The sequence below is a fragment of the Psychrobacter sp. UBA3068 genome (assembly GCF_002366815.1).
Classification (GTDB): Bacteria; Pseudomonadota; Gammaproteobacteria; order Pseudomonadales; family Moraxellaceae; genus Psychrobacter; species Psychrobacter namhaensis.
This window is the reverse complement of sequence record NZ_DFBY01000019.1, coordinates 25688-40079: the sequence shown is the minus strand read 5'-3', so window position 1 is coordinate 40079 and position 14392 is coordinate 25688. Positions and strand designations below refer to the sequence as shown.

Annotated in this window: 15 protein-coding genes; 6 read left to right on the top strand and 9 right to left on the bottom strand. The window is 46.6% G+C overall.

What is annotated here, in order from left to right; translation table 11 throughout:
* Nucleotides 1-53: 53 nt before the first annotated feature.
* From B2P60_RS04370 to B2P60_RS04360, 3 genes are all read left to right on the top strand, one after another.
* Nucleotides 54-671 carry a hypothetical protein gene (locus tag B2P60_RS04370; RefSeq protein ID WP_230710696.1) on the top strand — a complete coding sequence of 206 codons (618 nt, stop codon included), beginning with the start codon at nt 54-56 and terminating at the stop codon, nt 669-671.
* A gap of 41 nt (nt 672-712) precedes the next feature.
* Nucleotides 713-1327, top strand: a complete 615-nt coding sequence (locus B2P60_RS04365) for a hypothetical protein (protein ID WP_193005424.1) — start codon at nt 713-715, stop codon at nt 1325-1327.
* 353 nt (nt 1328-1680) lie between these two features.
* On the top strand, nt 1681-2352 hold the full coding sequence (locus B2P60_RS04360; protein ID WP_198333945.1) for a class I SAM-dependent methyltransferase: 672 nt from the start codon (nt 1681-1683) through the stop codon (nt 2350-2352).
* A gap of 28 nt (nt 2353-2380) precedes the next feature.
* Here B2P60_RS04360 and B2P60_RS04355 read toward each other — a convergent pair whose 3' ends face one another.
* The 6 genes from B2P60_RS04355 to B2P60_RS04330 all read right to left on the bottom strand — a co-directional run bounded on the left by B2P60_RS04355 (nt 2381) and on the right by B2P60_RS04330 (nt 9210).
* Nucleotides 2381-2950, bottom strand: coding sequence for a GNAT family N-acetyltransferase (locus tag B2P60_RS04355; RefSeq protein WP_286739647.1), 570 nt, complete (start codon nt 2948-2950; stop codon nt 2381-2383).
* Between the two features lie 9 nt (nt 2951-2959).
* Entirely contained in the window at nt 2960-3697 is a 738-nt protein-coding gene (locus B2P60_RS04350) for a nucleotidyltransferase family protein (RefSeq protein ID WP_286739646.1), read from the bottom strand.
* Entirely contained in the window at nt 3694-5052 is a 1359-nt protein-coding gene (locus B2P60_RS04345; RefSeq protein WP_286739645.1) for an XdhC family protein, read from the bottom strand. The genes B2P60_RS04350 and B2P60_RS04345 overlap by 4 nt, the downstream gene beginning before the upstream one ends.
* Before the next feature lie 92 nt (nt 5053-5144).
* The gene (locus B2P60_RS04340) at nt 5145-7565 is read right to left on the bottom strand and encodes a xanthine dehydrogenase family protein molybdopterin-binding subunit (protein ID WP_286739643.1); all 2421 of its coding nucleotides are present in this window, start codon (nt 7563-7565) and stop codon (nt 5145-5147) included.
* A gap of 2 nt (nt 7566-7567) precedes the next feature.
* A complete protein-coding gene (locus tag B2P60_RS04335) occupies nt 7568-8560 on the bottom strand; it encodes an FAD binding domain-containing protein (RefSeq protein WP_286739641.1) in 993 nt (330 codons plus the stop codon).
* Complete coding sequence (locus B2P60_RS04330) at nt 8557-9210, bottom strand: 2Fe-2S iron-sulfur cluster-binding protein (RefSeq protein WP_286739639.1); 654 nt, start codon at nt 9208-9210, stop codon at nt 8557-8559. The genes B2P60_RS04335 and B2P60_RS04330 overlap by 4 nt, the downstream gene beginning before the upstream one ends.
* Nucleotides 9211-9648: 438 nt before the next feature.
* Here B2P60_RS04330 and B2P60_RS04325 point away from each other — a divergent pair, with 438 nt between their 5' ends.
* Together B2P60_RS04325 and B2P60_RS04320 are read left to right on the top strand one after the other, a co-directional pair.
* Complete coding sequence (locus B2P60_RS04325) at nt 9649-10302, top strand: DsbA family oxidoreductase (RefSeq protein ID WP_286739637.1); 654 nt, start codon at nt 9649-9651, stop codon at nt 10300-10302.
* A gap of 29 nt (nt 10303-10331) precedes the next feature.
* Nucleotides 10332-11042 (top strand): haloacid dehalogenase type II, encoded by a 711-nt coding sequence (locus B2P60_RS04320; protein WP_198333937.1) that lies wholly within the window; start codon nt 10332-10334, stop codon nt 11040-11042.
* A 155-nt stretch (nt 11043-11197) separates the two neighbouring features.
* Here B2P60_RS04320 and B2P60_RS04315 read toward each other — a convergent pair whose 3' ends face one another.
* Nucleotides 11198-12328 (bottom strand): S-(hydroxymethyl)glutathione dehydrogenase/class III alcohol dehydrogenase, encoded by a 1131-nt coding sequence (locus B2P60_RS04315; protein ID WP_226949422.1) that lies wholly within the window; start codon nt 12326-12328, stop codon nt 11198-11200.
* A gap of 249 nt (nt 12329-12577) precedes the next feature.
* Here B2P60_RS04315 and B2P60_RS04310 point away from each other — a divergent pair, with 249 nt between their 5' ends.
* Complete coding sequence (locus tag B2P60_RS04310) at nt 12578-13468, top strand: LysR family transcriptional regulator (RefSeq protein WP_286739636.1); 891 nt, start codon at nt 12578-12580, stop codon at nt 13466-13468.
* Between the two features lie 124 nt (nt 13469-13592).
* Here B2P60_RS04310 and B2P60_RS04305 read toward each other — a convergent pair whose 3' ends face one another.
* Together B2P60_RS04305 and B2P60_RS04300 are read right to left on the bottom strand one after the other, a co-directional pair.
* Nucleotides 13593-13856 (bottom strand): DUF4031 domain-containing protein, encoded by a 264-nt coding sequence (locus B2P60_RS04305; RefSeq protein WP_286739634.1) that lies wholly within the window; start codon nt 13854-13856, stop codon nt 13593-13595.
* Between the two features lie 45 nt (nt 13857-13901).
* Nucleotides 13902-14321: a PACE efflux transporter gene (locus B2P60_RS04300; protein ID WP_230710712.1), complete on the bottom strand. Its 420-nt coding sequence runs from the start codon at nt 14319-14321 to the stop codon at nt 13902-13904.
* Nucleotides 14322-14392: the final 71 nt, after the last annotated feature.

Here is a 14392-nt window from a genome sequence, read left to right as displayed (position 1 = left end):
TGGCTATATAATATTAGCGATAGCATAGCCACTGTGACTTAAAGGACACTATTATGTCTGATTTGGACCTCATCAAAGAAAATGAGATGGAAGCGCGCCGAGTATTTCGTTTGTACTCGCGTAAAGTGTTTTTGGCACCCAATAACCGTCATTTTCATGAGCAACGTATCAATGCCGCCTTACTGTTAACAGAGAAAGAGCCACTGCAAGGGGCTGTCGCAGACTTTTTTTATGGCTGCTGGTATGATATTCCTTATGATGTAAACAATCTGTTTACCCGTATCAAGGATCGCCTGTTTCCTCATGTTCAGCAAGGGTTTCGCGATTGTATTGCTAAAAAAAGGTATATCCAGCGCAACAGTATGCTGGCAACTCGCTGGAGTGTATTGGTATCCCCTTCGCTCAATGAACAAAAACAGCGCCTACGGATCAGTAGTGACGATGCCAAAGAAATTTCTAAAGATATCGCCACCGAGCTGATGCAAGCGCGTGATGATAAAGACTGGGGCACGATTGAGCATATCGAAAATGAGTTCTTTGCTCACTGTATCGCTCGTAATGATCGACTGGCCTTCTCCTTAGTATGGTTTCGCTTGGGCAAAAGCGACTGGCAATTCGATGAGCGTTGGAACAACTGTCAACAAAGCCTTGATCAAACCGTCAAACCTTAATTTATCGCCTATTTATAACTTTCATCACAATGGTAGCCGCTATGTCCTCTTACTTAAATGCTGATAAAACGTATCTGACCCTAACTCCAGCCGGTATTTTTGAGGCATTTTCACAAAGTGAACCCACTGATGAACAGCTGTCCTTACAAGACCTATTGTCCTATGAGCAGACACTGCTTGCCGCCAACTGGCTTGAGCGTTATTCTGACGAATGGCTACAGAGCTTTATAGAAAAAGGCTGGGTTGAAAAGCTGTCTTTATTTTTACCAGCCCCCAACCTGCCCCTAGACCAGTTTTTGCCTTATGTGGTGGCCAGTCTGTCTGGTAAGCGCCGTGCCGCCATCGGCTCTGATGAAGGGTTCTGCCTCGCACGGATTGGCTACAGCCAAGAAGAGGCGGACATGCTAAGTGTGGCGGCGGCCGATTTTTCAGGCTTTATGCTCCGCCAAAAACAACGGGGCTGGGCAGTAGAAAGCCAAGCGATTTCGTTTTTTCAGCAAGTCGATTTGCTCATTCCTGAGACCAGTTTCGTGTTTTTATGGATTGACGGTTCAGGTTACGTATTGATCATCGATGGTGAGCCCTTAACCAACAGTCGTGCCTTTGTGGAATTGGTGTGGGCACTAAAAACGTCTGGCTTAAGATTTCTCAATTAAACCAAGCGAGGGCTTTACGCGCGCTTTAATGTCACCTCACCCCCTTTATCAATCACCATAGCAAATGCGCCTAACTTTAAAATAGGCGCATCACCCTCCTTTAAAACCCTGTGCTCTATCGTCCATTCTATTTAAAACCGATACAGTGGGCGACTGACTCATAGCAATAAGAATACCCTGAGAATTAACAACAACTTATCACATGTTAGGTCATACTGTTATGACCGTGTAAAACCCACCCCTTCCCTTGCATTAAAGTTTCAACGTTACATGACTTTGTTTAGAAACACACCTTCTTGAAAGTGGCAACTCTTGCCAGACCTTGCACTCTTGCTTCTTTTTTAGGACAGTTTATGACTTCGCTGACCACTGTGCGCGTGCGTTATCAAACGATTGAAATTGGCAACACTGATATCCACCTCTGTACCCTGCGTGACAATCAACAATTTAGTGACCCTGATGATGAGGCATTAAAGCTGGGTATTTGCTCGGCTTCTTGGCCGATGTTTGGGGTCATATGGCCATCAAGCTTGGTGCTGGCCAATCACATGCTTGATTATGACATTGCAGGCAAACGTATTTTGGAAGTGGGCTGCGGTATGGCGTTATCGAGTCTGCTCCTTAACCACCGACATGCTGATATCACAGCGACCGACTATCATCCAACGGTTGAATACTTTCTCGATCGCAACACCACGCTAAACAACAATAAAGAAATCAGTTTTGAGCGCCTAGATTGGGCAGAAGACAATAGCCACCTTGGTCAATTTGATATCATTATCGGCAGCGACTTGCTCTATGAAGATCAACATATCGATATCTTGGCCGAATTCATCGCGCGTCATGCGCGGCCAACCTGTGAGGTCATCGTGGTAGATCCTGGCCGTGGACGCAAAAACAAGCTGACCAGTAAGATGATAGAATTTGGTTTTAGCAGCGCGCACGTCAAACCTGAAAATACGACTTATCTAGAGTTGCCGTTTAAGGGGCACATTTTAACGTTTTCACGGGATCATACTAACTAAATACCGTAAAAGGCACGTGTGAGTAGGTTTACATTGCGACAGCGTTTTGCCACTCTTGCCGCGTTATTTTATATAACACATGCTCAGCAAGCGGATGCTTGGCATCAAGCAGAGGGTGGTAAAAGTTGCCCTGTATGTTCGTCATCCCAATACGCTGCATAATCAATTGTGAACGCTTATTGATGACGGCGGTAAATGAGACAACCTCATCAAGTGCCAGCTCGGTAAAAGCAAAACATAACGCCGCGCGTGCCGCTTCGGTCGCGTAGCCTTGTCCCCAATAAGCTTTATGGAGTCGCCAAGCGATCTCAACCGCAGGGGCAAAAGCCATATCCGCATGCGTTTCATTCAAGCCCACAAAACCAATAAAAGCATCACGTGGCTCTGTACCGTCTTTTAAGCTGACCGCCCAAAATCCCCAGCCCTTGTCTTTAATAAGCTGCTGACACTTTTTGGCAATGGTGTTGCTCACAGTAGTCGGTAGTACCTTAGGAAAGTAGTGCATCACCTCAGGGTCGGCATTCATCTCAGCGAATATCGCAAAGTCGCTTGTGTGCCATTGTCTAAGATAAAGGCGATCGGTTTCTATCACAGGCATTGTTTTCCCTTAAGGGTTGATATTGCTTTGATACAGGTAGGGCTGTTTATCTAGCCAGCCTTTTTGCTGCGCATAAGCAAGCTGTGCTGGCGTATCAATATCATAGCTCAGCTGCGCATTGGTCACTGTATTTATTTGACTGGGCGGCAAGCTTCTAATCAAATGACGCAAACCCTTATCTCCTATCAGTGCTGGCTGCCATTTTTTTAGTAGCTCATTATCAATTACTAAAGGCAATCCGATGATGGCTTTTTTAAGTATGTCGCTAACACCTGCCTCATCTGCATGAGGCCAATTGTGATAACCGCTCGCCACCACAGATGTCTTACCTGCCAGCAACTTCATTAGATGGTGCGCATCGAGCAATATTTGATCGATACCCATGATTAATACTCGATCAATAGCTGAGCTTGTGTCCATTATCGCCGCAATACCCAGAGACAAACTGTGTGCCATGCCAGTTTGGGGCATTTTATTTACCAATATTTGACTTGCTGGATGCTGAAACACCAAGTCAGCAATGGCATGAGTAATAGCGGGATGGTTATCAGGAATGACGACAAAGACTCCTTGCGGATTTGTCGTCACTGCCAGTTTGGTCATATAACGAATTAATGGCTCACCATCTTTGTAGAGGAGTTGTTTAGGTTGACCGAGACGCTGGCTAAGACCACTCGCCAAAACAATAACAGCGTGATTTGATGCCGGTTGTTTGTCAGCTATCTGCATAGAAGGGTTACTAATCATGCGAGACTTGTTGCCGTATCACTGTTAGTAGCTGCCATACTTGCAGTGGTTGCATTTGCGACCTTTTCACTGATAGGGTCAGTGTCTAAAAACTCTGCGGGTGCCGTCTGCTGATACATGACTGCGTTTATCTGTGCCATGATGCCAAGTGCCAGGGCTTCAGGCCCGTCTCCACCTAACTTATAGCCTATAGGATAATGCAGTTTATTAATACCCTCAGCCAAAGTGGTCGGATCGGCTTTGCTCGCGCTGATCTCATTAATCAAGCGTTCCGTGCGATAGCGGGGGCCCAATTGTCCCATATATCTATAATGCTCAGGATGCTCTAGCAGTACGGCGAGACGAGCACGGTCTTGACTCAGACTGTGCGACATCAAAGCGACGGCAGCATTACGACTCAGTTTAAGTAGTTGTTCCGTACTCGGCAGCGGTAGATGTATCACCCTATCTGCTTGCGGAAAACGCGCGCGCGTCGCGTATTGTATGCGACTATCTACTACCGTCACGTGCCAGTCTTGCAGCCTTGCCATGGTGACGAGTGGTACTACGTCATTGCCAGCACCGCAAACCAACAAGCGGGGTTGTGGGCGCAGTCGTTGTATTAGCCACTCGGTAGATACAGCCGCGTCGCTTAAGACAACATACTCAGCGTTGTTATCAAACAGCTCACATTCCAGCAGTTTTGCCCCCACATTATTCAGATTGGTGGGAGTATCAGACTCCGCTGGAGTGAGAGCATTGTCAGAAGTAAACGCCGCTATCTTTCCTGAATGACGATAGTCGTCTAGATTGATACGCGTGCCAACTTCTAACTCAGAAGTCTGATCTTGACTACCATTAGAACGAATTAAAGTGGCTATTGTGACTGGCTGCTGCGTTTGACGAACTTGGGTGATGGTATCCAGCAATGGCTGTGCAGTCGCCAACCGCTCGAATAATACATGCACCCGTCCATTACAGCCTAGCCCAAAATTCAACTCGTCTAACTCGCTATCCCTGTTATCCCCTAAGCCATCATGTAACTCTGTCTCTTCATGCTCATTTTTATGTTTTTCATTGTCCTGAGTAGCTTCTTTTGGGTCGCCATTTTCCGTGTATTCAGTATCTTCACCTGTTTGATAGACTTGTACATTAGCGCCATGACGAGCGAGCCAAAAAGCACGCTTAATGATATGTGGCTCCAAGCATCCCCCACTAATCATCCCAATTGAGCGGCCATCTTCACAGATAAGCATCATGGCACCAGCACGACGATACGCTGACCCGTCCGTACGCACGACAGTCGCCAGTACCGCCTCAACGTTTTGTTGCTGCGCTTCACTTGCCAGCTTAAGAATGTCAGCTATTTGGTTCATAACGCCTCTCATTTTAATGATGGGTGACAAATATTCAGGCTATAAAAACCCGCCAAGTAAGCGGGTTTTTGTAAAATAACTCGTATCGAAAATCACTCTGGCATCTCGTAAAGCAGCTTGTCGAGGGTAATAGGAAAGTCATAGACCCGAACACCCACAGCATTGTAGACTGCATTCGCAATAGCAGCGGCAGCACCCGAAATCGCCGTCTCCCCAATGCCCTTAATATGCATTGGGTTGGTATAAGGATCGTCTTCTTCTACTAAGATCACTTCTAGTTGTGGTACATCGGCATTGACTGGGACATGATATTCAGCAAGATCATGGTTACATATGCGGCCATCGCGCTTGTCATGAATGATCTCCTCCATCAGGGCTGAACCAATCCCAAACACCATACCACCGTAGCACTGCGAGGTCGCTGTTTTGTGATTGAGAATACGTCCTGCTGCAAAGGCACCTGTCATACGTTTAATACGTATTTCACCAGTGACTTTGTGTACCGCAACTTCAGCAAAGTTGGCACCAAAAGACGATTGGCGATGGCTCTTGCCATTTTTGCCCGGTTTGATTTGTCCTTTAGCACTGAGCTTTTGCTCATCATATTCAGCGACGATATCTGCTAAGGCATAGGATTGAAAATTGCTAAAGTCGTATACTCTTGTGGCAGGCTCTGGTAACGCGATGCCCGTTTTTTTATTGACCTTCTGCTTTAACCCTTCTGTCTTATCTTTAACCGCCTCAACAGCCGCTTCTGTGTTACTCAGATGGTGCTCACCTGATCGTTTAATCTGGCCTTTATCAAGCTGAATGGTATCAGGGTAAAGACCGACTTTTTCTGCCAGCATGTCACGCAGCTGCTCACACGCAAGATAAACCCCACTACCTGCACTGGCAGCGCCCACACTACCGCCCGAGCCTGAAGCAGGAGGAAAACTACTATCACCCAGTTTCATCTCGATATGGTCTATCGGTAGGCCCAATATCTCAGCCGCTACCTGAGAAAAGACGGTATAAGAGCCGGTACCAATATCAGTCATGTCCGTTTCAATAACGGCTTTGACGCCCAGCGCTTTTGTTTCATCGACTTGTAAAGTTGCTCGCGCCTCTGAAGGTTTTAGTTGGTTACCGCGCGCAGATGCTGCCATCCCTGTCCCTATCCACCAATCGCCCTCTAGCTGACTGGCGGGCTTAGTATTGCGTTTCTCCCAACCAAACTGCTTGGCCCCTTGCTCCATACAGGCAATAAGCTGCCGGGTCGAAAAAGGAATATCTTGAGTTGGGTCTTTTTCAGGCTCGTTACGGCGGCGCAGCTCAATGGGGTCGATATTCAACTGTGAGGCCAATTCATCCATCGCACACTCAACCGCAATCATACCCACCGCTTCACCGGGGGCGCGCATAGAGCCTGATAGCACTTGGTTGACATCAACTTGTTTGTAGTTTACTCGGCGATTTTCACCGCGGTATAAATACTTAGTCGATAAGGCAGTGGGTTCAAAAAAAGCCTCCCCTGGCAAGTTGCTGCTAACAGTATCGTGAATCATAGTGTTGATAATACCGTCTTTATCACAGCCAATCGCGATACGCTGACGAGTGTTTGAACGTCTGACGGTTGCTTCCATGACTTGCGAGCGAGCCATACAAATCAGTACAGGACGGTCCAGCTCTTTCGCAGCAATAGCCGCTGCAATCGATTCAGGCGCAATGCCCAGTTTACTGCCAAAGCCGCCACCAACATAATACGATATCAGTTGCACCTGATCTTTATTTAAGTCTAAAGCGTCCATGACTTGTTGCTTACAAGAAGCAATCATTTGATTGGACGTATACATGATGAGCTTGTCTTCTTCCCAGTAGGCTAAGGTCGCATGCGGCTCCATAGGAGAGTTGCTCTGGCTTGGGGTATGATAGAAGCGATCGAGCGTCACCTCAGAATCTGCCAGCCCTTGCTCTGGATCACCATTTACGGCGTTTTTATCCGAGCCTTTTTTTTCATTGACCTCATGCGCATTAGGCAGCTCTTTGGTAAAGTTTAATGCTGCTTGCTCCGTCTCGTCTTTATAGCTGACCTTGAGAGCGTGCGCCCCCTCTGTTGCCGCCTCAAAAGTCTCCGCGATGACCACGGCAATCGGCTGACCATGATAAAAAATCTCGCTGACACCTTGCGTTGGCGCTTTGGTTTCGCCGCCCTGCTGGGGGTTACGCAAAAACTGTTTGGGATCCGTCACAACTTTTATGATGCCAGGAATATCCTCTAAAGCACTGCTATCGATATTTTCAACTTGCCCTTTGGCAATCTTGGCACTCACCAAGACGCCATAAACTTGATTGTCTCGATGAATCTCTGCTGAATAAGGCGCTTGACCACTGACCTTTAGGGAGCCGTCCACACGATTAATGGGTTTGCCAACCAAATTGCTTGCCGTCTCGCTAAACAAGGAGCCAACAGGCTCATTCATCATCATTTTTTTGGTAGGTTCTGATGGAAGTACTGAGTCCAATAATGACATGATTATGCTCCTTCGCCGGCTAATGCGCGCTGAATGACTTGCTTTAATAAACGTCGCGTCAGTGGTATTTTAAAATCATTTTGGCCATTACCTTTGGCCTCTTTTAATAGCAAATCTGCTGCCTGTCTAATAACATCACTGTTGCCATCTGTATCCGTTAGTAGCGCCTCAACCTTTTCATTACGCCACGGCTCCGTACCAATGCCGCCAAACGCCAAACGGATGGTGGTTAGCTTGCCACTGTCATCCACGTCTATTACGGCAGCACAAGACACTAGCGCAAAGGCATAAGACGCGCGGTCTCGGACTTTGTCATAAGTGTGTATCCCTTTGATAGGCGCTGGGAGTACCACATGAGTAATAAGCTCGCCACTCTCCAGGACGTTTTCGATATGCGGGGTGTCTTTTGGTAGACAATAAAAGTCTTTAATAGGAATGGTGCGAGTGCTGCCATCTGTTTTAACAGTCTCAATCTTCGCATCGAGTAACCGCATGGCGACAGCCATATCAGAGGGGTGCTGGGCGATACACGCCTCACTCGTACCTAAAATAGCCAGAGTTCGGTTCTCGCCGTTGATTGCGGGGCACCCTGTCCCTGGTTCTCGTTTGTTACAGGGACTGTCTGTCTGATAAAAATAATAGCAACGGGTGCGCTGTAAAAAGTTACCACCGGTAGTCGCTTTATTACGCAGCTGCCCTGTGGCACCAGCCAAAATCGCTCTTGATAACACCGGATAGTTGGCCACAATATCAGGGTGGGCCGCCAAATCACTGTTGGTCACCAGCGTACCGATACGCAGACCACCGTCAGCAGTAGGCTCTATCTGCTCTAGTTCTAAGCGTGTCACATCCACCAGCTTGATAGGCGTCTCAATCTCATACTTCATTAAATCTAACAGATTGGTACCACCAGCAATAAATGCGGCATCCTTTGGACTCGCTGAAGTGGCGGCTTGTTTTGGTGTGTCGGCACGGCTGTATTCAAAGCGTTTCATGAGCGGCCTCCTGCTACCTTCGTGTGGGCGGTATTCTGCGATGAACTGCTGAGCTGCGCTTCACTAGGCGGCGGTGACCAAATGCCCGTGACTTCTGACCCTTGCGTTGAGCGAGTCTCAGAGCTTGGAGACTGATCGTTGACTTGGTTTTCAAGCACTTGTGAGATGGCCTTGATGATATTGGGATAAGCGGAGCAGCGACAAATATTGCCACTCATACGCTCAGCGATTTCTTGTACCAGCAACCCATTAGGATTTTGTAGATCAGTGGTCACATAGCTTGGCCAGTTTTGCTTGACCTCTTCTATCAACGCGGTCGCTGAACAAATTTGCCCAGGCGTACAGTAACCACATTGGAAAGCATCATGATCTTTAAAGGCTTGCTGCAACTCCGATAACGACTCCGGCATACCAATACCTTCAATGGTCGTAATCTCATCGCCCTCATGCATGACCGCGAGTGTCAAACACGAATTGACCCGTCGTCCATTGATGAGAATGGTACAGGCCCCACATTGGCCGTGGTCACACCCTTTTTTGGGTCCAGTGATTTGTAGGCGCTGACGACAGACATCGAGCAGTGTCGTGCGCGTGTCGAGATTATCGAGCTGATAATCTTGCTTATTAATGGTTAACGTCAAAGTAGACATGCTGGCTTCTCGCTGGCAGATAAACATAAAAGAATGGTGATAAACGCACCTCAACAGATGCGCTGATCCATTTATTATGACTGAACAAAAAGGGGGTTTTGTTTTTACTTTGTAGTCCTTAAGGTGTAGTTTTTAATCTAAAACGTCCCTAAAACAGGAGACTTTTTGTCCGCTGATTTATTATTAGGCAGACTTTCAATGAGTGAGTACGCCTATTAATGGCGGCTTAAAGCATCGCTATTTTCACAAATAAAAACTTTGGAGACGCGGCTTATCAGCGTCTCTTTACTGGTTACATTTGCACTACTTAAGTCGTAACTTAGAGGGCATTGTAATAGTCTGCACATTCTCTTAGGATGGCTTAATAACACTTTAAATAGAGATCACTTTAGACAGAAGTACTAGACAAAAAACAAATAACAACACCTGCGAGGAATTATGAAACAGTCAGAAAAGCCACTCCGCATAGACATTGTCTCAGATGTCGTTTGCCCATGGTGCGTCATTGGTTATCGTCAACTGGCAAAAGCACTTGAGCAAACCAATACGGCTCATACCATTCATTGGCATCCGTTTGAATTAAATCCTAATATGCCAAGCGAGGGTCAAAATCTGCGTGAACACATCATTGAGAAGTATGGTTCAACCAAGCAAGAATCAGACGCCAGCCGAGAGAGAATGACTGAAGCCGGTCAAGAGGTTGGTTTTGAGTTCAACTTCACTGACGACACGCGTATGCACAACACCTTTAATTTGCATCAGCTTCTACATTTCGCTGATCAGCAAGGACGCATGCATGATTTGAAACAAGCGTTATTTGCGGCGCATTTTACCAATAATAGAGATATCTCCGACATCAACGTGCTTGCCGATATTGCAGCAGAGAACGGCCTTGATCGTAGTGAAGCGCTGGCAGTGTTAGAAGGTCAGTTTTTTGCTAAGGAAGTACGAGCGGCGGAGCAGCATTGGCAACAGCAAGGCATTCAAAGCGTACCAGCAATCATTTTTAATGAGCGCCATTTGGTCAGCGGGGCGCAAGGGGTCGATAATTACGTTAATATTTTAGAGCAACTGGCCAATATGTCTGACTAAAACATCATTTATGATAAAAAGGATTTTTTATGGCCTCTGACCACTCTCCCTCTATTCACGCCCCATCGATTATTGTGTTCGATGTTAATGAAACGCTACTTGATATCAATACGCTTGCGCCTTTATTTACACGTGTTTTTGGTACTCAGACTGTTCTCAGAGAATGGTTTGCGCAGATGGTGCTTTATTCACAAACCATGACCTTATCCGGTCTTTATACCCCTTTTGGTGAGCTTGGCGTCGGCGCATTACGCATGACCGCTGATATTCATCAGACGACGCTGACAGAGGACGACATTGCTGAGCTAAAAGAGCGCATGAGCAGTATGCCCGCTCATCCCGACGTAATACCAGCATTGACTCGCTTGCGTGAAGCGGGGTTTCGCTTGGTCACTTTGACCAACTCAGCAAGCAGTCCCTCCCCAACGCCTCTGGAAAAAGCGGGACTGAGTGAGTTTTTCGAGCAGTCTTTTAGCGTTGAGACGGTCAGTAAGTTTAAGCCTGCAGCTGACACGTACCAACTGGTCGCCAAAGCGTTGTCTGTTGACATGTCCGATTTGTGTCTTGTGGCCTGTCATCTGTGGGACACCATCGGCGCACAAGCGGCTGGCTGCTCTGCCGCTTTTCTGACGCGGCCGCATAACGCCATGCTTCCGGCAACCAATGTGCCAGTGCCTGACTTTACGGCAGCAACTTTGACCGCACTTGCCGATGAGATCATTGCTCAAAAACAAAGTTAAATATCAGCCAGCGTTAGAGACTGACTAAAAACGTCTGTAAAACGCGCCGCTGTACTCTCACAACAACACAACAACGTTCTCCTAAAACAAAAAAATGCTACCCCAATAATAGGCGTAGCATTTTTATTTTATGGCGTTGATGCTGTAGTGATCGCTTACTCTGTAAAATGAACCACAGAGCGAATACTCTCACCTTTGTGCATCAAGTCAAACGCTTCGTTGATGTCTTCTAATGGCATGGTGTGCGTAATAAAATCTTGAAGTGGGATTTCACCCGCTAAATAACGCTCAACATAGCCCGGTAATTCGGTGCGACCTTTGACACCGCCAAATGCTGAACCTTTCCAGACGCGACCTGTGACCAGCTGGAATGGACGAGTAGAGATTTCTTGCCCCGCACCTGCGACCCCGATGATGATCGACTCGCCCCAGCCTTTATGACAGCACTCAAGCGCTGAGCGCATGACATCGACGTTACCGATACATTCAAATGAATAATCAACACCGCCATCGGTTAGATCCACGATGACTTCTTGAATCGGCTTGTCATAGTCTTTAGGATTGATGCAATCAGTGGCGCCCAACTTTTTGGCCAGCTCAAATTTGCTTTCGTTAATGTCAATCGCAATAATACGGCGCGCTTTTGCCATCGCAGAACCAATCACTGCTGACAGTCCAATACCGCCTAGACCGAAGATGGCAACCGTTGCACCCTCTTCAACTTTCGCTGTATTCATGACCGCGCCCATGCCTGTGGTGACCCCGCACCCTAGCAAGCACACTTCTTCTAACGGTGCTTCTTTGTTGACTTTAGCCAAAGAAATCTCTGGTAAAACGGTGTACTCTGAGAAAGTTGAGCAACCCATGTAGTGATAGATTGGCTCACCGTCTTTATAAAAACGCGTGGTGCCATCTGGCATGAGTCCTTTACCTTGCGTCTCACGTACCGCAGAGCACAGGTTGGTTTTACCTGAGCGGCACATTTTGCAGACGCCGCATTCAGCTGTGTACAAAGGAATGACATGATCGCCAACTTCAACGCTGGTCACGCCTTCGCCGATTTGCTCAACGATACCGCCGCCTTCATGACCCAAGATCGCTGGGAATACGCCTTCTGGATCTTCGCCAGATAAGGTAAAGGCATCCGTGTGACAAACGCCACTGGCTACGATTTTTACCAATACTTCGCCTTTTTTGGGCAGCATGACATCCACTTCTTCGATCGATAGTGGTTGCTTTGGGCCCCATGCAATAGCGGCTTTGGATTTAATAAATTTATCTGACATATCAATGCTCTCTTTTTTTAATGGATTGTTTTTATGGGATATAGTCGTGTCACTTTAAAAGGGCTACAAAGCGACTGGCTCAATTGATAATAATGCTAGCTTATCTTGCTTACCAAGCACAGGCAAGTGTAGGCAAGCTGCCAGGCAGTAGCGTTTTGTGCTTTGCTTTAATAGTGACCATTATAGTTTTTTCTCTGAGGATAACAATATGCTATATTTGCAAATATCTTTTACATAATGGTAATAATCATGCGCTGGGATGGTATTAGCGAGTTCGTTTATGTCGCGGAGTACGAAAGCTTTACCCGCGCGGCAAAAGAGTTGGGGTTGTCTACAGCGCAAGTCAGTCGGCAGATAAGTGCGTTAGAGAAGCGACTTGCCATCAAATTACTCTATCGAACAACGCGCAAAGTCTCACTCACAGAAGAGGGCCGCGTGTTTTATCAACACTGCCGCGGGGTGCTCGATGGCTTAGACGCGGCCGAGCAAGCCGTCGGTCACTTACAATCAAAACCTCAAGGTAGGATTAAACTGACTGCGCCTGTGACGTATGGTGAGCAGCAATTACTGCCGCTGATAAATGACTTCATGAGGCAATATCACGATATCGAAGTGACGGCTTTTTTAAGCAATCAAAAGATTGATTTGGTTGAGGGCGGCTACGATTTAGCGGTTCGCATCGGCAAATTAAGCGATTCAACCCTGATGGCCAAAAAGCTCAGTCATCGCACCAACTTTGTCTGTGCAGCGCCCGCGTACCTTGAAAAACACGGTATTCCGCATACGCTAAGCGCACTGAATCAGCATAACTGTTTGTTGGGTACTCGTGACTATTGGCATTTTATCGACACAGCTAAAGGTGCCAGTCAAAAAACAGATAAAGAAAGAAATCTACGGGTGACTGGAACCGTGCAATATAACAGCGGTCATAGTCTGGTTGATGCGGCTCTAAAAGGTTTGGGGATTGTGCAACTACCTGATTACTATGTGCAAAAGTATATCGCATCCGGCGAGCTGGTGAGTGTGTTGGATCGCTATAGGGAGCCCGAGGAAAGTATTTGGGCCGTTTATCCGCACAACCGTCATCTATCGCCAAAGATTAGAGTACTCGTTGACTATTTAGCAGAACATTTAGATTAGACATTTTTAGGAAAATCTTTAGACAATGATTAGACAACCGTTAAAGCTGATTGCCAATTTAAGCGAAGCCGTATTACCGATGTCTCGCAGAATAGCTGCCCTCAGAAAGCTCGGATAGCCCTGTTTAACCCTTTAATTCTACCTTTAGCTTCTTGGCACACTCGATGATCTTTTTTCTATCGGCTGGGATAGCACCGTGCGCAATCGCTATTTCGCGCATTTGTACCGTAATATCATAATGTGGATAACTGGCATTGCGATGAAACAAACGCTTATCGACGTCAATCCATGCCGCAAAGTCATGCAGTTCTTGTAACGTATCGGCCAGCATATGACACCACTTAAACCCTCTAAACTCTATACGGACAAAATCCACATATATCGCCATAACACAGCCCCTCATATACATCTTATTTAACGTCAAAAACACCCTTCAACTGTGTTTCGGGATAGCAAATATCTGGTCATAAACCCAGTTATAGACGAAGGCATATACTAGGTAAAAGGTCGCCATTGCGATATCCATCTTAAATGCCTCCCAGAGGCTAATATTTAAATACCAAGCGATGACGGGTAAAAATAACAGTAGTAAACCACCTTCAAACAGTATCGCATGCAGCACTCTAATTAGAACCGTCTTCTGTAGCGTACCGCACAGTTTGAGCATGGCGCGGTCAAACAAAATATTATAAAAATAATTCCAAATAGTAGCGACAATAGAACCCACCAAGGCCATCATTCCCATTAGATGTAACTCAAAGCCAAACACCAAGCTTGCTAATGGGGCAAAGATCAGCAGACCTATAATTTCGAACCCTAAGGCATGTCGAATTCGGTCTTTAGTGGTACGCATAAAACTTCCTAATGGGTTTATTGGCTCACATTATTGATTAAACACAGTCATCAGCAGCAGCTGTTTATGAT